Annotated in this window: 16 protein-coding genes and 1 pseudogene; 15 read left to right on the plus strand and 2 right to left on the minus strand. The window is 64.5% G+C overall.

Annotated features, from left to right (window positions below):
• Positions 1-128: 128 nt before the first annotated feature.
• The 15 genes and pseudogenes from HL653_RS04435 (at position 129) to HL653_RS04505 (ending at position 16236) form a co-directional block, all read left to right on the plus strand.
• Positions 129-1217, plus strand: a complete 1089-nt coding sequence (locus HL653_RS04435; RefSeq protein ID WP_171743445.1) for a CHC2 zinc finger domain-containing protein — start codon at positions 129-131, stop codon at positions 1215-1217.
• Positions 1214-4423: an RNA-directed DNA polymerase gene (locus tag HL653_RS04440; RefSeq protein ID WP_171743446.1), complete on the plus strand. Its 3210-nt coding sequence runs from the start codon at positions 1214-1216 to the stop codon at positions 4421-4423. Before HL653_RS04435 ends, HL653_RS04440 begins: the two co-directional genes overlap by 4 nt.
• Positions 4420-5325 (plus strand): hypothetical protein, encoded by a 906-nt coding sequence (locus HL653_RS04445; protein WP_171743447.1) that lies wholly within the window; start codon positions 4420-4422, stop codon positions 5323-5325. Before HL653_RS04440 ends, HL653_RS04445 begins: the two co-directional genes overlap by 4 nt.
• A gap of 125 nt (positions 5326-5450) precedes the next feature.
• Positions 5451-6293 carry a 3'-5' exonuclease gene (locus tag HL653_RS04450; RefSeq protein WP_171743448.1) on the plus strand — a complete coding sequence of 281 codons (843 nt, stop codon included), beginning with the start codon at positions 5451-5453 and terminating at the stop codon, positions 6291-6293.
• 360 nt (positions 6294-6653) lie between these two features.
• The gene (trbB, locus tag HL653_RS04455) at positions 6654-7589 is read left to right on the plus strand and encodes a P-type conjugative transfer ATPase TrbB (protein ID WP_171743449.1); all 936 of its coding nucleotides are present in this window, start codon (positions 6654-6656) and stop codon (positions 7587-7589) included.
• Between the two features lie 68 nt (positions 7590-7657).
• Positions 7658-7915 (plus strand): annotated as a pseudogene (locus tag HL653_RS04460) (TrbC/VirB2 family protein); the annotation flags it as partial.
• Positions 7915-8196, plus strand: coding sequence for a VirB3 family type IV secretion system protein (locus HL653_RS04465; protein ID WP_171743451.1), 282 nt, complete (start codon positions 7915-7917; stop codon positions 8194-8196). The pseudogene HL653_RS04460 and the gene HL653_RS04465, both read left to right, overlap by 1 nt.
• Before the next feature lie 11 nt (positions 8197-8207).
• Positions 8208-10646: a conjugal transfer protein TrbE gene (gene trbE / locus HL653_RS04470; RefSeq protein ID WP_171743452.1), complete on the plus strand. Its 2439-nt coding sequence runs from the start codon at positions 8208-8210 to the stop codon at positions 10644-10646.
• 32 nt (positions 10647-10678) lie between these two features.
• The gene (gene trbJ, locus HL653_RS04475; RefSeq protein WP_253717982.1) at positions 10679-11413 is read left to right on the plus strand and encodes a P-type conjugative transfer protein TrbJ; all 735 of its coding nucleotides are present in this window, start codon (positions 10679-10681) and stop codon (positions 11411-11413) included.
• Positions 11414-11420: 7 nt separating this feature from the next.
• Positions 11421-11750: a putative entry exclusion protein TrbK-alt gene (gene trbK-alt, locus HL653_RS04480; protein WP_171743454.1), complete on the plus strand. Its 330-nt coding sequence runs from the start codon at positions 11421-11423 to the stop codon at positions 11748-11750.
• Positions 11747-13078 carry a P-type conjugative transfer protein TrbL gene (gene trbL, locus HL653_RS04485; RefSeq protein ID WP_171743455.1) on the plus strand — a complete coding sequence of 444 codons (1332 nt, stop codon included), beginning with the start codon at positions 11747-11749 and terminating at the stop codon, positions 13076-13078. Before trbK-alt ends, trbL begins: the two co-directional genes overlap by 4 nt.
• Positions 13078-13761, plus strand: coding sequence for a conjugal transfer protein TrbF (gene trbF, locus HL653_RS04490; RefSeq protein WP_171743456.1), 684 nt, complete (start codon positions 13078-13080; stop codon positions 13759-13761). The genes trbL and trbF overlap by 1 nt, the downstream gene beginning before the upstream one ends.
• A complete protein-coding gene (gene trbG, locus HL653_RS04495; protein WP_171743457.1) occupies positions 13758-14795 on the plus strand; it encodes a P-type conjugative transfer protein TrbG in 1038 nt (345 codons plus the stop codon). The genes trbF and trbG overlap by 4 nt, the downstream gene beginning before the upstream one ends.
• Before the next feature lie 80 nt (positions 14796-14875).
• Entirely contained in the window at positions 14876-16015 is a 1140-nt protein-coding gene (locus HL653_RS04500) for a TrbI/VirB10 family protein (RefSeq protein WP_171746774.1), read from the plus strand.
• Positions 16015-16236: a DUF2274 domain-containing protein gene (locus tag HL653_RS04505; protein ID WP_171746775.1), complete on the plus strand. Its 222-nt coding sequence runs from the start codon at positions 16015-16017 to the stop codon at positions 16234-16236. The genes HL653_RS04500 and HL653_RS04505 overlap by 1 nt, the downstream gene beginning before the upstream one ends.
• 40 nt (positions 16237-16276) lie before the next feature.
• Here the strand turns inward: HL653_RS04505 and HL653_RS04510 are convergent, their stop codons facing one another.
• Positions 16277-17185, minus strand: coding sequence for a LysR family transcriptional regulator (locus HL653_RS04510; RefSeq protein ID WP_171743458.1), 909 nt, complete (start codon positions 17183-17185; stop codon positions 16277-16279).
• Positions 17186-17202: 17 nt separating this feature from the next.
• Positions 17203-18009: an SDR family NAD(P)-dependent oxidoreductase gene (locus tag HL653_RS04515; RefSeq protein ID WP_171743459.1), complete on the minus strand. Its 807-nt coding sequence runs from the start codon at positions 18007-18009 to the stop codon at positions 17203-17205.
• Between the last annotated feature and the right edge of the window lie 5 nt (positions 18010-18014).

Below are 18014 nucleotides of genomic sequence, written 5' to 3' on the forward strand. Positions count from 1 at the left end.
GTTCGGGGCATTCGCGTCGAACGACGAGTATCGGCAGAACCTGACATTAGATGTTGGAAGACACCCTAGGTATGTCGATCAGTGATAACGGCCGTGGAATAATCTCTTGCCACAACGTAGAATAGCTGATGCGTTTTGCGACCTACAAAAGGACTGCAAGTGCAGGCCGCAACAAGTTCGACCTCGCGAGCATCCGCGCAATCCCTTTGCGTGCGGTCGCGATCGACCTCGGATTCGGGCTGACGGCTGGCGGCACCGGACGTTGCCGTCTGCCCGGCCACGATGATCGCAATCCCTCCTTTTCCATTCGATCAGCGACTAACCGCTTCACCTGCTATGCATGTGGCGAAAACGGCGACGTGATCGATCTCGTGATGAAGATGCGCGATATCAGCTTCGTCGACGCTTGCGAATGGCTCACTGATCGGCATCTCGGCGGCGCCTCAGTGCGGCCGGAAATGGGGCGAAGGCCAGCCGGTAGAGCGGCGGCCGCCAAGCGCGCTTCGAGCGTGTCCGCCAAGGCGGAACACGCCGTCGCGCCCGACCACGAAGCCTTCGAATGGCTGCTACTTGATTCCAAGCTGAGTTCGTCCGGCTACGACTACCTGGCCAGCCGCGGCTTCAGTGCCGAGACCATAGCGCATTTCCGCGTCGGCCAGATCGGTGATCGCGGCAAGGCAATGAGGAAGGCGGTAGCCCGCTTCGGCCTGGAAAGGTTGCGGCGCTGCGGGCTCGTCTGCGATGGCAAGTTCGGAGACCGGTTCGTTTTTCCAGCCGGCTACCTCCTGTTCCCCTTCATTATAGACGGCAACGTCGCGTATCTTCAGGCGCGGCGCCCAGACAGCGGCACGCAGTGGCGCTGGCTCTGTCCGAACAGTCTCCTGCCCCCAGTGTTCAACCGGTCCGCGCTAACTGACGGCACGGCCACGATCTCCATTTGCGAAGGCGTCACTGACGTCGTCTCAGCCCACGAACTCGGCATGCCCGCCATCGGGCTCGTCGGCGCGAACGCTCGTCTCGAGGATGCAACGCTCGACTTGCTTCGCGGCCGCAACGTCGCGATCTTTGGCGACCGCGATGCCGCCGGCTCCCGCTTCGCCCGGCATCTGGTCGATCGGCTTGCGGAGATCGGTGTCACGGCGATACCAAAGCGGCTGCCGCCGGGAGCCGATGATCTGAACGACCATCTACGAAGGGTCAGAGGCCTCTTAGTATGACATGGCACGAGTTGCTCCAGCTGCCAGAGACCGCGCTCTGGGCATGGCGAAAGGTGCGCCGTGCATACCAAGCGGCTGACAGCCTGTATGATCCAGCCGAAGTCGCGGCCTTCGAGCTGAACCTCGAGGCTGAACTCGACGCCATCTGCGCCGCCTTCGCCGAAGGCCGCTGGTCGAACCGGCCGCTGCGCCTCGTGCCGCAGCCCAAGAACCCGGACAAGCAGGGCGCGCCGAGGATGCGCCAGTTCTTCGAGGTGTCCGTCCGCGACCAGGTCGCCTGGGCGGCGGTCGCGACCGTCCTGGGTCCCGAACTGGACCGGAAGATGCCCCCTTGGAGCTACGGGAACCGATTATACCGCGCCGCGTGGTATGATGAGGGACAGGAGACGGGAAAGGCCTCTCGGCTGAACATCGGGCCCTACAGGCATGCGGCTGGGCATCTATACCGCCGGTTCAAGCACAGCTGGCCACTGTACCGGCGCCACATCTCGCTGACGGCGCGGCGGATGGTCAACGAACGGCTCGACCCTGAGCTGCTCGACGAGAGCGATCTACGCGCCCTCGGCCAATCGGACGGCCTGCGATACCTGGATGCGCAGTTCTGGATCCGGAAGGCTCCGGAGGGCGGCACCATGTTCGCTGGATCGTTCGACCTCATGAAGTTCTACCCCTCCGTGCGGGTCGAGGCCATTCGACGGGGGTTCGATGATCACGTCCAAGGCATCGGCGACGAGCCGGTTCTGGCTGAACTACTCCGCCAGATGCTCGTGTTCGAGGTGGATGCCTCAGGCGTCTCGGAAGACATGAGGGAAGCGATCAACCCGCCTGTGTCATCCGGCGAGTTCGACGGCATCCCTACAGGCCTCTTCGTCGGCGGCTTCTTGGCGAACGTGGCAATGCTCTCGATCGACCTAGAAGCCGACAGGCTGCTGCTCGAGAACCGGGAAATCGCTCACTTCCGCTTCGTCGACGACCATGAAGTCCTGGCCTACGACTTCGAAGCCCTTCTGGATTGGATCCGAACCTATATCGGACTGCTGGAAGCATCCGGGATCGGCGTAAAGGTCGAGCCGGATAAATACGTTCCTCCCGAACTTAAGTGGCTCATCCATCCAGAGAGGCTGGAAGACGAGAAAGAGATCGAGAGGCCCCCGAATGCCGAAGAGGCGATGACCCGCGCAAGGAAGGCGTCAATGGTCGACGGGCGGAAGCCCACGCAGCTCATGACCCGTACCCTGGCCCAAGTGTCGATGCTGGCCGCGACCGACTTCGACCTCTTGACTGATGCCGGACGCAGTCAGCGACTTGAGCAGCTGGAGTGGCTGCTGCTCGCCAACATCCCCGAGCAGGAGATTCGGGGTGACACCCGCATGGCATTTGCTGCCGCGCGGATCGCATTGCTTACGCCGGCCCTTTTCCGCCCGAACGACGATCTCCTCGCCGCACGTCGCTCGATGCAGGGCCACCTCGACAAGAGAGACAAGGACAGACGCAGCGGCAGAGCCACCGACGAAGCGAACGAGATGGAGATCGCGAGCCTCGAGAAGCGCGTTGCGGAACTCGACGACCTCGAGAGGAAGGGTTGGCGCAACCTTCTGGATCGACACTTCGGCCTCCTCTTCGAGGCCTTCGCGGCACACCCGGACAAGGTGCGACTGTTCCTGCGCGTCATCGACTTCTGCCGCACGACAGGCCACGACGGCCTAGGCAGGCTGACGAGGTGGATGGACGAGAATCGAAACGGGGAAACCCGTCTCCTGTGCTGCTACCTCGGTGCGACGGCCGTCCAGGCACTCTCCCGGCACATCTTGACCGCTTGCGCGGACGTCAACCGGCCCAACCTGCTACACCGGGAGAGGAACGCTGCGATCTCCTTCCTTGAGAGCGTACTGAGCACGGACCTGGACCGTTTCGTCCCCATGGCCGCAGAGACTGCGTCCCTCCAGCACTTCCAGCATGACGCCAGGCGTGCCTATGTCGCCGCTCTGCTCCTCGGCGCCGCGGAGGTAGAGCAAGTCGCCCCTCAGCTCTCCGAGAAGATGCGTCAGCGCGTCATGGCGGCGATCGGCGGTGACACGTTCGAAGCCCTCGCCGCCGCCACCCGCGTTCCGATCGGCAGCTGGTATCACCTATTCCTGTCGACGACACGCGCGCATCGGGATCTGCCGCCGTCCTACTGGCCGAGAATCGAAGCCGCGCACGACCCGAACATTCCACAGGACTGGCTCAGTCTGCGGCGATACCCTGCAAGGCTGCCGGCCAAAGCGTGGGCGCGTCTCGTCCGCTATCCGGACCTGCTTCGCACAGACGATGCGGGCTGGCTGATCGAGGCCGCTCGCGCGAACCCGGCGGAGTTTGCCGGCCTCCCGCCATCAGATCCCGTCGTTGCCTCCGTGAAGGCGAGCCTCGCCGCCGAGAAAGGCGAGATGACGTTGCTGGACTGGGCGGCCTTCGCAAGGGAGCGTGAGCCGAACGATCCGCGCCGATCGGAGTGGACCGCTCTGGAAATCGCAAGGCAGATGCTGACGGCGTTCGGCGAGTTCGGCGGACCAGACATAGATGGCCTCGACCTGATCCACCCGGAGAACGTCTTCGTCGACCCGTCCTGGAAGGACCCGCCAGCCGACGTCCTCACGAACGAGCGGCTTACCTGGGAAGGCTGGCGCTCGGTGGCGCGGGCGAAGCCGGTGCACCTCCATCCGGAAGGGCTCGAGGACTACAGATACCGGGAGAATTTGGACGACAATGATCGCAAGTGGGCACGCCGGCTCAGACCGGTCGGCCAGTTGCTTTGGGGAACGCTGCGGCATGACTTCAGCCTGCCTTCGGCTTGGAACATCCGGGGACAGGAGCGCAGCCTAGTGGACTTGGTCGCCTGGGATCTCGAGCGTCTGCCTATCTCGTCGTTCACGCTGAAGATTCTCCAGGCATGCCTCCTTCCCCGCTCGCTGGAGAGCGCCCTGCTCCTCGACTTTCCCTCATTGTTCGGGAACCTCTTCGGTGGCGCGGCCGACGACGTCGAGTTCGACCGGCCGATCAAGAGCCTCCCCGTGCTGATCGATGTGATCGAGAGGGCACAGCTGGTCCTGACCCGAAGCCAGATGACCGTCCTAGAATACGAGCCCAGGCAGCTCATACCCGTTCGATTGCAGCATGTCGGACGGTTGGGCGAGGGCGATGCGGCCGAGCCGGAGGATCTCCAATGACGACGCCACACGTGTCCAGCCTCGAGGAGAAGTTGAAGATCGGGCTAATCCAGACATCACTCGATCCTGCCGCGGCGTGGGTGACGAACACGAAGATGACCGCATGCGAGGAAGAGCGGGCGATCATCGAGATCCGCTCCTTCTTCGCGACGTTCCATCAGGAGGAACCGCCTCCACACATTATCGTGCTTCCCGAACTGGCAGTCCCTACGGGTTTCGAAGCGAAGCTGCGCACGATGGCGACGAAGATGGAATCGGTGGTGATCGCTGGCTTCGACTACCGGGATGGGAACTCCGCGGGACAAGTCCACAACGACGCGCTCCTCATCGTTCCCCGCGTTTGGCGCGGTAAGAAGATGGGAGCGAAGACGACCACGCGCCGGATCGGGAAGACCTATCCGGCACCCGAGGAGAAGAAGAAGCTCCAGGCGATATCGTGTTCCTTCAAGGAGGACCCATCGGTCTGGCTGCTCGACGGCGGCGACATCGGCAGCTTCGGCGTGATGGTCTGCTACGACTTCCTCGATCTCGAGCGGATCGCGATGTATCGCGGCAAGGTCCACCATCTCTTCATCCTCGCGCTCAACAAGGATGCCACGTCCTTCCGTCACGTCGCGGAGGCCGTCGCCAGGATGGCCTTCTGCAACGTGATCATCTGCAATTGCGGACACTACGGCGGATCGCTCGCCGTCTCACCATACCGGCTGCCTGAGCGACGGACGATCTACCAGCATTCCGGTGCCGGCCTCGCCACCGCGCAGGTGATCGAGGTGCCCGTCTCGAAGCTCGACGAACATCAGCACCTCAACTATCCGCAGAGCGACGGTGTCAATCTCTTCAAGAGCCTGCCACCGGGCTACGTGTTCGCAGCCCCGCTGTATCGGCACATCGTGGATCTCTGATCGTGGCAGGCCTCTTGGATCGGATTCGTCACCGCCTCGCGGGTTCGCCGGCCGACCGCGCGGGAGGAAGGTCGTCAGGCTCCGACGAGCCCAGTGGCGAGGATCTCGCACTCAGGCTGTCATCGATGCCTGGCTATCGTGTCCTGCGGGAGGTTGATGCGAATGCTGGCGTCAAGCGGCTGCGGGCCACCGTCGCCGGCGAGCGCATCGCGGCGGTCGTCGACACGGAAACTACGGGTCTCGATCCGACCAACGACCGGATCATCGAGATCGCCGTCCAACGCATGATTTTCGATGGGGGGAAGCGCATCGTCGAGATCGAGCGCGCGAGGTCGTGGTTGGAGGACCCGCAACGCCCTCTCAGCGCCGATATCTCGCGGCTGACCGGACTCGTCGATCGCGACCTGTGCGGGCAGCGGTTCGACGACGAGGCGATCCTCGAAATGGTCGGCGCTTCTGACATCGTCATCGCCCACAACGCCGCGTTCGATCGCCCTTTCCTAGACCGGCGATTCCCGAGCCTCTCGGACTTTCCTTGGGCATGCAGCCTATCTCAGCTGGATTGGCGCGACCTCGGCTATGACGGTCGGGCACTGGGCCACCTCGTGCTGCAGAGCGGATGGTTCTTCGATGGCCACCGCGCCGGAAACGACACAAGCGCGCTGATCACACTACTGGGGACAATGGCACCAGATGGCCGCTCCGTCCTCGCCCACCTTCTGGACAGGTGCGAACGCGACAGCCATCGTATCGACGCCATCGGCGCCCCCTTTGAGGCCAAGGACGGATTGAAGTCACGGGGTTACAAATGGGACGCCGTCCGTCGCCACTGGTGGCGCGAGGTAGAGGCTTCCGAGCTCTCTCATGAAGAGGATTGGCTCGAAACGGAGGTGTATCGTGGCCGAGGCCGCCCGCGGTCCATCCCAATCACGCCGAGGACGCGCTTCAAGCGCGAAAGCCAGGCGTGATAGCCGCGCTCAGACTTAAGACCAAGTGCAAGGCTTGCGGATCCGTCCAAGAGTTACCCGGATGATCTATATCGGGCGCTGCCGACGGTGGCAGCTTTCGTCGAGACCGGACGATCATTAGCGCGCACCTGAGCGACTGACCTTGGTCGAGAGCGGCCGCAGAGCGGGCCTGTAACCCGCCGATTGCCTGTCTTTGCACGCTACAGTGCGATGACCACTCGACACTTGTTGAAATGCCTAGGTTTCTGCCTCCTCTATCTGCCCCACGCAGGGCCGCGCGACGTGCGTGGCCGGTAATCGGACGGGGCAAGGGTGACAAACCTGCACGCCAAACGAGAAGCGCTCCGACGCGGCGCGCGCATGCTCAGCACCGCGCTCGGACCGTCAATCGCGCAGTTTCTGGAAGACCCGGCCGTGGTCGAAGTCATGCTCAACCCGGACGGCCGACTCTGGGTCGATCGCCTCGCGGAAGGACTGGTCGAGACTGAGGCGACGCTCTCGCCCGAAGACGGGGAGAGGATCATCAGGCTAGTCGCGCACCATGTCGGCGCCGAGGTTCACGCCGGCGCGCCGCGCGTTTCCGCCGAACTGCCGGAAACCGGCGAGCGCTTTGAGGGCCTTCTGCCGCCCGTCGTCACCGCGCCAACCTTCGCCATCCGCAAGCCCGCCGTCGCGCTGTTCACGCTCGACGACTATGTCTGGACCGGCGTGATGCCAGCGGCGCACGCGGACGCGCTGCGCGTCGCCGTCGCCGAACGCCGCAATATCCTCGTTGCTGGCGGCACCTCCACCGGCAAGACGACGCTCACCAACGCCCTGCTGGCCGAAGTCGCCAAGACCAGCGACCGTGTCGTGCTGATCGAGGACACGCGCGAGTTGCAATGCGCCGCCCCGAACCTGGTCGCCATGCGAACCAAGGACGGCGTCGCGACGCTTTCCGACCTCGTCCGCTCGTCCCTTCGGCTCCGTCCCGACCGGATTCCGATCGGCGAGGTTCGCGGCGCGGAGGCGCTAGACCTCCTCAAGGCCTGGGGCACCGGACATCCCGGCGGGATCGGCACGATCCATGCCGGAAGCGCGATGGGCGCGCTCCGCCGCATGGAGCAGCTCATACAAGAAGCGGTCATCACCGTCCCGCGCGCGCTCATCGCGGAGACGATCGACATCGTCGCCGTCCTGTCCGGCCGGGGCGCAGCCCGGCGGCTTGCCGAACTGGCGCGCGTCGAAGGGCTGACAGGCGATGGCGACTACCGAGTGTCCCTCATCTTCTCGCCCGTCACAGGAGATCCGTCATGACCATCCGCGTGTCCAGCGCCCGTCGCCTCACGACAGTCGTTTCCTTCATCGCCTTCTCGGTCGCATTCGCCCCAGCCGCTCACGCCTCGGGATCGTCGATGCCTTGGGAGGCGCCGCTCCAATCGATTCTAGAATCGATCGAGGGGCCGGTGGCGAAAATCCTGTCGGTCATTGTCATCATTGTGACCGGCCTGACCCTCGCGTTCGGAGACAGCTCCGGCGGATTTCGCCGACTCATCCAGATCGTGTTCGGTCTCTCGATCGCCTTCGCCGCATCCAGCTTCTTCCTGTCATTCTTCTCGTTCGGCGGCGGGGCGCTGGTTTGATGGCGCTGGGCGCCGATCCTGCGGGCGACGTCCCCGGCTTCTCGGTCCCGGTTCACCGCGCCCTGACCGAGCATATCCTACTTGGGGGTGCCCCGCGCTCGATCGCGATCCTCAACGGGACGCTTGCCGGCGCGGTCGGTCTCGGCCTGCGCCTCTGGGTCGCGGGAATCGCCATCGGCCTGATCGGGCATGTGGCCGCAGTCTGGGCAGCGAAGCGCGACCCGCAATTTGTCGACGTGGTGAGGCGCCACCTCCGCTTTCCAACGCACCTATCGGTTTGAGGGTGCGCGACATGATGAGCCTCGCCGAATACCGCAACCGCAATTCCCGGCTCGCCGATTTCCTCCCTTGGGTCGGACTTGCCAGCGAGGGGGTGGTCCTCAACAAGGACGGATCGTTCCAGCGCACCGCGCGCTTTCGCGGGCCAGACCTCGATAGCGCCGTTCCGGCAGAACTGGTCGCAGTCGCCGCACGCCTCAACAATGCCTTCCGACGTCTCGGCTCAGGCTGGTCGATTTTCGTCGAAGCACAGCGCCACGAGGCTGCAACCTACCCGTCGAGCGAATTTCCGGACAACGCATCCGCGCTGGTGGACGCCGAGCGGAAAGCGGACTTCGAGGAGGAAGGCAGCCATTTCGAGTCGAGCTACTACCTCACGTTCCTCTACCTGCCTCCGGGCGAGGACGCCGCCCGCGCCGAAAGCTGGCTCTACGAAGGACGGGACCAAGGCGGTGTCGACGCGTTCGAAATCCTTCGCGGATTTGTCGACCGCACCGACCGAATCCTCCAGCTTATCGACGCTTTCATGCCCGAGAGCGCGTGGCTCGGCGATGCCGAGACTCTGACCTACCTGCACTCGACGGTCTCGACCAAGCGGCATCGCGTCCGCGTGCCCGAAACGCCGATGTATCTCGACGCGCTTCTCGCAGACCAACCGCTTACAGGTGGCCTCGAGCCACGGCTGGGCACGGCGCACCTGCGCGTATTGTCGATAGTCGGCTTCCCGACGGCGACGACGCCGGGGATACTCGACGAACTCAACCGGCTCGCCTTCCCTTATCGTTGGTCGACCCGCGCGATCCTGCTCGACAAGACCGATGCCACGAGGCTCCTGACCAAAATCCGGCGCCAGTGGTTCGCCAAGCGCAAGTCGATCGCCGCGATCCTCAAGGAGGTGATGACGAACGAGGCCTCGGTGCTGGTCGACAGCGACGCGGCCAACAAGGCTGCGGACGCCGACCTCGCTCTGCAGGAGCTAGGCGCGGACTATGCCGGCCAAGCCTATGTCACGGCGACCATCACCGTCTGGGACAACGATCCTCGCATCGCGGCCGAAAAGCTCCGCCTCGCAGAAAAGGTGATCCAGGGCCGCGACTTCACCGCGATGCCCGAGACGATCAACGCGGTCGACGCTTGGCTCGGTAGCCTCCCCGGCCACGTCTACGCCAACGTCCGGCAACCCCCGATCTCGACATTGAACCTCGCACACATAATCCCGCTGTCGGCGGTGTGGGCGGGGCCGGAACGGGACGAGCATTTTGGCGCCCCCCCCTTGCTCTACGGCAAGACCGATGGCTCCACCCCGTTCCGGCTGTCCATCCATGTCGGCGACGTAGGCCACACGCTGATCGTCGGCCCGACGGGCGCCGGCAAGTCGGTGCTCTTAGCGCTCATGGCGCTTCAGTTTCGCCGATACGCTGGCGCTCAGGTCTTCGCCTTCGACTTCGGCGGCTCGATCCGCGCCGCAGCGCTCGCCATGGGCGGCGACTGGCATGACCTTGGAGGCGGCCTCACTGACGGCTCCGATCAAAGCGTCTCGCTGCAACCGCTCGCGCGGATCGACGACGCTGCCGAACGGTCCTGGGCGGCCGACTGGATTGCGGCGATCCTCGCACGCGAGACCATCACGCTTTCGCCCGAGACGAAGGAGCATATCTGGTCGGCGCTGACGTCGCTGGCCTCTGCTCCGGCGTCGGAGCGGACGATGACCGGGCTCTCGGTCCTTCTGCAATCGAACGACCTCAAACAGGCGCTGCGCCCCTATTGTGTCGGCGGTCCCTATGGCCGCCTCCTCGACGCCGAGACCGAATATCTCGGCGAGGCGACCGTGCAGGCGTTCGAAACCGAGGGGCTTATCGGCACCGCAGCCGCACCGGCCGTGCTTGCCTACCTGTTCCACCGCATCGGCGACCGGCTCGACGGAAGCCCAACCCTCATTATCATCGACGAGGGCTGGCTCGCCCTCGACGACGAGGGGTTTGCCGGTCAACTCCGGGAATGGCTCAAGACGCTCCGCAAAAAGAACGCGAGCGTGCTCTTCGCCACACAGTCACTGTCCGACATCGACGGCTCCGCGATTGCGCCGGCCATCATCGAGAGCTGCCAAACCCGTATCCTGCTCCCCAACGAACGCGCGATTGAGCCTCAGATCACCGCCATCTACCGGCGGTTCGGCCTGAACGACCGCCAGATCGAGATCCTCGCGCGGGCGATGCCCAAGCGCGACTATTACTGCCAATCCCGGAAAGGAAACCGGCTCTTCGAGCTCGGTCTCTCTAAAGTCGCGCTCGCGCTCTGCGGTGCCTCCTCGCGCGCGGATCAGTCCGCGATCGCCACGATCCTAGCCGAACACGACCGCGCGGACTTCCTCGCGGCCTGGCTTCAGCATCACGACCTCGGTTGGGCGGCCGATCTCATCCCCATCCTAGAAAATAAGGAGACGACACCATGAAACCTCGACCCGGTCGCAGCATCCGCATCTCGATGCTCCTCCTGAGCGGTGCGATGACCGCCGGACTGATGCCGGCGCAGCCCGCCCATGCGCAGTTCGGTGGGATCGTGTTCGACCCGCGCAACTATGCGCAGAACATCCTTACCGCCGCTCGCACGCTCCAGCAGATCAACAACCAGATCACCTCGTTACAGAACGAAGCGGCAATGCTCATCAATCAGGGCCGCAATCTTGCGAGCCTGCCATACTCCTCGCTCCAGCAGCTTCAGCAATCGGTCCAGCAGACCCAACAGCTGCTCGGCCAGGCGCAGCGGATCGCCTACAACGTCGAGAACATCGATCAGGCATTCCGCACGACCTATGGGAACGCCTCGCTCTCCGCCACGGATCAGCAACTCGTCGCCGGCGCGCGCGAACGCTGGCAAAACACAGTCGGCGGCCTGCAGGACGCCATGCGGGTACAAGCCGGCGTCGTTGGAAACATCGACACCAACCGGACCGAGATGAGCGCGCTCATCGGCCGCAGCCAAGGCGCGACGGGCGCGCTTCAGGCGACGCAAGCCGGGAACCAGCTCCTCGCCTTGCAGGCCCAGCAGCTCGCCGACCTGACCGCCGTCGTGTCCGCAAACGGACGCGCGCAGGCGCTTTCCGAAGCAGAGAGATCCGCGGCCGTCGAGCAAGGGCGCGAACAGCGCCGGCGTTTCCTCACGCCGGGCACTGGCTACCAGCCCGGCAACGCGCGCATGTTCCAGAACAACGGCAACTGACCCGCCGATGGACGGGAAGTTCTTTGCCCGGATTGGTGCCGGGGTCTTCGTCGCGATCGCCATCACGGCGACAGCCGTCGAAATGACGCGCGACAAGGCGCCGATTGTGCGTCCGACTGTGACCCCATCCGCCGGGCGAGAGGGCGATCCCCTCCGCGTCGAACTGGTCAGGTGCCAGGAGCTAGGCGAAGCCGGACCGCGCGATCGTGACTGCCTGAAGGCATGGGCAGAGAACCGGCGCCGATTTCTCGCACCCGGTGCCCGGCCGGCCGGACTGATCCAAGCGCCCGCCACTGCCGACAGGCCGAAGGCCGGCACGGAGGCGCCAGCCCCATGAACAATACCGGCGTCATCGACCACTTTCTTGAGGTCTTCACCCGCTACATCGACGGGGGATTCGGCCTGCTCGGCGGAGAGGTCGCCTTCATCGCGACCACGCTGATCGTCATCGACGTCACGCTCGCGGCTCTGTTCTGGTCCTGGGGCGCCGACGACGACATTCTCGCGCGACTGGTCAAGAAGACCCTGTTCGTGGGCGTCTTCGCCTACATCATCGGCAACTGGAACAACCTTGCCAGAATCGTCTTCGAGAGCTTCGCCGGCCTCGGCCTGAAGGCGAGCGGCACGAGCTTCACGACCGCCGACCTGCTCCGCCCAGGCCGCGTCGCCCAAACCGGGCTCGATGCCGGGAGGCCCATCCTCGACTCGATCTCGGACCTGATGGGCTACTGGTCCTTCTTCGAGAATTTCATCCAGATCGCCTGCATGTTCTTCGCGTGGGTGCTGGTGCTGCTCGCCTTCTTCATTCTGGCAATCCAGCTTTTCGTCACGCTGATCGAGTTCAAGCTGACCACGCTCGCGGGCTTCGTGCTGATCCCGTTCGGCCTGTTCGGCAAATCCGCCTTCATGGCTGAGCGCGTCCTCGGCAATGTGATCTCATCGGGGATCAAGGTCTTGGTCCTCGCCGTCATCATCGGCATCGGATCGACGCTCTTCTCCGAGTTCACAAACGGCTTTGCCGGGCCGACCCCGACGATAGACGAGGCGATGGCAATCGCGCTCGCGGCATTGTCGCTCCTCGGCCTCGGGATCTTCGGGCCGGGCATCGCAAGCGGCATCGTCTCCGGTGGTCCGCAGCTCAGCGCCGGTGCGGCTGTCGGCACCGGCCTCGCTGCGGGCGGCGTCGTCGCGCTCGGCGCCGGGGCCGTCGGTGCTGCCGCAACGGGAGGGTCCGCGCTCGCCGGCGCCGCTGCCGCCGCGGCGCGCGGAGGCGCTGCGGTCGCTGGCGGCGCATCGACCGCCTACAGCCTCGGCGCGGCCGGGGAGTCCGGTATTTCCGGCGTCGCCTCCGGGCTGGGTGGCGGCGCACGCGCTGGCGCTCAAGCCGCCGCTTCTCCTCTGCGGCGCGCCGCCTCCCGCGCCAGAGACTCCATGCAGTCAAGCTTCAACGAGGGTGGTCGCGCCGTCCTCACCGGCGGTGCCCCGCGCCCGACACCGACCAACGAAAGCGCGCCTAGCCAAGGCGACGGGCCGCCGGCTTGGGCACGCCGCATGCGTCACTCCCAGCGCATGACCCATGCCGTGCAGGCGACGGCGCACGCGGTCCGCTCGGGCGATGCGGGCGGCGGCGGGGCATCCATCAACCTCTCCGAAGGCAACGGCTGATGTTCAAGAGACCCTCGACACATTACGGGAAGGTCCCCGCGCCGGAGACGCCATATCAGCGCGCCGCGCAGGTCTGGGACGATCGTATCGGCTCTGCTCGGCTGCAGGCTCGCAACTGGCGCTACATGGCGTTCGGCTCGCTCTTCCTGTCAGCGGGCTTCGCCGCTGCACTCGTCTGGCAGTCTGCTCGTGGATCGGTGGTCCCTTGGGTGGTGCAAACCGACCGCCTCGGCCAGGCGCAGGCCGTCGGGCCGGCAACGGCCGACTACCAGCCCACCGATGCGCAGATCGCATTCCACCTCGGGAGATTTATCGAGGAGGTGCGCTCCGTCCCGGCCGATGCGATCATCGTCCGGCAGAACTGGCTGCGCGCATACGACTTCACCACCGATCGCGGCGCCGCCGCGCTCAATGACTACGCGCGGGCCAACGACCCGTTCAGCAAGGTCGGTCGCCAGCAGGTCTCCGTCGAAGTCTCGAGCGTCATCCGTGCGTCGCCCAGCAGCTTCCGCGTCGCCTGGATCGAACGCCGGTACGAGAACGGCCAGCTCGGCACCACGGAGCGCTGGACCGCGATCCTGACAACCGTCGTGCAAGCCCCGCGCGACGCCGACACGGTGCGGAAGAACCCGCTCGGAATCTACGTCAACGCAATCAATTGGTCTCGGGAGCTAGGGCAATGAAGCCGACTTTCCGTAAAGCCGGCTCTGCGGTTTCACGCTTTTCCGTAAAGCCGTGCATTGTGCTCGCCGGCCTGTCGGCGCTCGGCGCTATGCCAGGATGTGCGGCGACGACCCCGCCTCCGAAGATCACCTATGACGATGCGGCCCCGGCCACGGTGATGCCGGAACCTCCCGCACCCGTCACCGTCGTCGAGGTGCCCAAGCCGCTGCCGCTGCCGGGACAGCTCAAGCCAATCGAACGAAGCGCCCGCCCACCCGAGCCGGTCGATCCGGCCGTTCGCATCAACCTCGCCAACGCCGCCGCACGCATGCAGCCCGTCCGCGACGGCTTCATCAACTCGATGCAGGTTTACCCGTTCACACCCGGCGCGCTCTATCAAGTCTATACCGCCATCGGGCAGATCACCGACATCGCGCTCCAGCCTGGGGAGCAACTCGTCGGATCGGGACCGGTAGCAGCAGGAGATACCGTTCGCTGGATCTTCGGGGACACAATGAGCGGGGCTGGCGCGGCGCAGCAGGTCCACATCCTCGTCAAACCCACCAGGACCGACCTGACGACGAACCTCATCATCAACACCAGTCTGCGAACCTATCATATGGAGTTACACTCGACCGAGCGGACCTACATGGCGTCGGTGTCGTGGCAGTACCCGCAAGATGAGCTGATCGCGCTGCGCAACCAAAGCGCCGCCGCTCAGGCTTCGCCAACCGTCGCCACCGGGATCGACCTCGCCGCCATCAACTTCCGATACGCCATCGAGGGCGACAAGGCGCCGTGGCGTCCCCTGCGCGCCTTCGACGACGGGCAGCAGGTCTTCATCGAGTTCCCGACCGGCATCGCTCAAGGCGAGATGCCGCCGCTGTTCGTCGTCGGCGACAGCGGCAAAACCTCCGAGCTGGTCAACTACCGCGTCCGCGGCCGTCATATGATCGTCGATCGGCTCTTTGCAGCCGCAGAATTGCGGTATGGGTCCGACAATAAGCAGCAGCGCGTCCGCATCGTCCGGACCGACGGCAGGCCCGCGAAGTGACCGAGCATCCGCCTTCGCCAGACGAGCGGCCGGATGAAGACGGCGAGCCGCTGACCGGCGAGCCGATCAACCCCGCAGCAATGCGCCTGCGCGCCGAACCGCCCCGCGTCACGAGGCTCTCTCGCCGCGTGCTTGCTACCATCGGCCTCGGCGCGACCCTCGGCGTGGGCGGCGCGTTGGTCTATGCGCTGCAGACCAGACATGCTGTGCATGCGCCCGAGGACCAGTATTCGACCGAGAACAGGCCGACCGCCGATGGCGTGGCCGCTCTTCCCCGAGACTATGCGACCGTCCCTAAATTGGGGCCACCCCTCCCAGGCGACCTCGGAAAGCCGATTCTGAGCGCGCAGCAGCGCGGACAGGATATTCCGGCGGCAGGCGCGACTGGCGCCCCCGGATCGGCGCCACGGGTCAGTCCAGAGCGCCAAAGGCGCTTTCAGGAAATTGAGTCCGCTCGAACAGCACGTCTCTTCGCCACGTCGGAGGCGCGCGGTGCCGAGGCGCCACCTGTGTCTGCCGGCGTGTTAGATTCCGGGACCGGGACAGCAGGGGCGCCGCCGAATACCCTATCCACAGCGCAGGATCGCCAGGCTGCCTTCCTCAATGCGGCACCCGAACGTCGGACGGTTTCGACCGAGCGGGTGACGTCGCCGCCATCCCGAAACATTCTGCAAGCTGGTGCTGTTATCTCGGCGGCGCTTATCACTGGCATACGGTCGGATTTGCCGGGCCAGATCACCGCTCAGGTGACGGAGAACACCTACGACAGCCTGACAGGCCGCATCCTTCTTGTTCCCCAAGGTACGCGACTGATCGGCCAATACGATAGCAGCGTCCAATTTGGGCAGTCTCGCGTATTGCTCGTCTGGAATCGTCTTCTTTTCCCTGATGGCAGATCCTTCGTCCTCGAGCGCTCACCAGGGGCAGATGCTGAAGGCTTCGCCGGCCTGCAAGACGGAGTAAATTTCCATTGGCTGGAGCTGGCCAAAGCGGCTGGGTTGTCGACACTGCTCAGTGTCGGGACTGAATTGGCGATCGACAATGACGACACGCTGCTCCGTGCTATCCGAAACGGCAGTCAGAACACATTCAACGATGCAGGGCAGCAGATCGTGCGTCGCCAACTGAACGTGGCGCCGACCCTCACGATCCGTCCTGGTTTCCCGGTTCGGGTAATCGTGACCCGCGACATGATCCTCGAGCCCTACGGAGAGCAATGATGGGAAAGCTGAAGATCACCTCGATCGACGATGACAAGCCGGTGAAGATCAATATCGAGCTCCCTGCCGGCCTCCATCGCGATCTCTCGGAGTATGCCGCCGTGCTCTCTGCGCAGTCGGGACAACCCGTTTCAGATCCGGCCCGGCTCATCGCCCCGATGTTGGAGCGGTTCATGGCGACCGATCGAGAGTTTGCGCGTGCTCGCCGGACAGGACGTTAGGCTGGCGGCCAGCGTCTGGCAGGAGCCGGCAGTTTGTGCCTTATCGCGACAACCGATCATCCCGACCTAGCGTTTCGGCGATCGTCACCAACTTCGTCGCGACCGGGTGTGCTCCGTGTTTTCGCCAGATAGCCATCATCGACATAGCCTCAGCTTCGCCACGCATAGGTCGGACAGCAAGCCGGTCTGGCTCGGTCCGCACGACTGAATCATTCGTCAGCGTGATCCCATAGCCCATCGCGACCAGATCGTAGATGCCGGCTTCCGAGACCGCGTGCACCTCAATGTTCGGCAGCCCATTCTCGCTTACCAGCCGCATCGTCAGACAGTCCAGAATATCTGAGCAAGGTCCACCCACACAGGAAACGAAGGTCTCCCCGCCAATGTCGGCCCAGGTCACTTCGGCCTTGCTGGAGAGGCGATGATCGCGAGGAAGCACGACGTAGATCCCCTCTCGCCAAAGCTCCTTAGTGGCGCAGGTCGGCAGATCGCCGCCTCGATGAACAAACGCTACGTCGAGCTCGCCTGCTGCTACACTGCGTTGCGCGTCAACGTGGGAGTATTCGCCGAGCATCATTCTGACTGCTGGATAGCGTGCCCGAAACGCGCCCAGCGCGCGAAGGAGGCGCCCACTTGTCCGCGACACGCCGACCCGGAGATCGCGGCTCTGTCGCCGGTGGACAGCGACGGCCTCGCGCGCTGCACCGTCGAATCGCTCGGCCGCGTCCACCGCGCTCTCGAGAAAGAGCCTTCCTGCAGGTGTGACCTGAATGCCAGCAGGACTGCGTATGAACAGAGGGAATCCGAGCCGGCGCTCCAATAACTGAATACGCCGGCTCACGGACGACTGCGGAAGTCCGAGCGTCTCGGCAGCTCGGCGAAAGCTACCCGCCTCGGCGGCCGAGATCGCACATTGAAGATTACGCAGATCGAGCGACAAATTGGTCAATATGCCGGCTGCCTGTCCTAGATTGCCATTACTGAACCGCCATCGACGCGGAGGTTGGTGCCGGTTATGAAGCCTGCCTGATCCGACGCGAGGAAGACGACGGCGGCCGCAACGTCTTCCGGATTGCCGGGGCGGCCGACCCCGATGTTGGGGCGAAGGACCGGCAGGAAATGAGCGGCCAGTTCGTCCGGCGAAAGATGCTCCGCGCCCTCCTGCTGCGACAGCAGGTCGCGGACGATGGGGGTATCTACGTAGGCCGGCGATACCACGTTCACGAACACCCCGCGGCTTGCGTAGGTCTTGGAGAGCCCCTTCGTCAGGATGTTCAGCGCGCTTTTGGCCGAGGCATATTCGATAGCGACGGCGTCGGGCTGGATGCCGCTTTCCGACGAGATGTTGATGATCCGTCCCCATCCGCGTTCCGCCATCGCTGGTGCCAACGCCCTAGTGATACGCACCACGGAAAGGACGTTGAACTCCCAGGTCTCCAGCCAATCGACGTCAGGGACATCCTCGAAAGGCCGGAACAGCCCGCCCGTCGACGACCTTAAGCCACCCGCATTATTCACGACAATGTCGATCGGCCCGAGCTTCGCTTCGATCGTGGCAAGCGCCTGCGCTAAGCTCTCTTCGTTGGTGACGTCGCCGCCGACCGCAAACGCCCTATCTCCCAGCGCCTCGACGATCGATACCAGCTTGCCCTCGCTGCGAGCCAAGAGCGCCACATTGGCACCCTCGGCGTGCAATGCTCGGGCGATCGCCTCGCCGATGCCTTGGCTCGCACCGGTCACCAAGGCGGTTCGACCTGTAAGCCCCATGTCCATCAAGA

The sequence above is a fragment of the Sphingomonas sp. AP4-R1 genome, from assembly GCF_013113735.1.
Taxonomy (GTDB): domain Bacteria; phylum Pseudomonadota; class Alphaproteobacteria; order Sphingomonadales; family Sphingomonadaceae; genus Sphingomonas_I.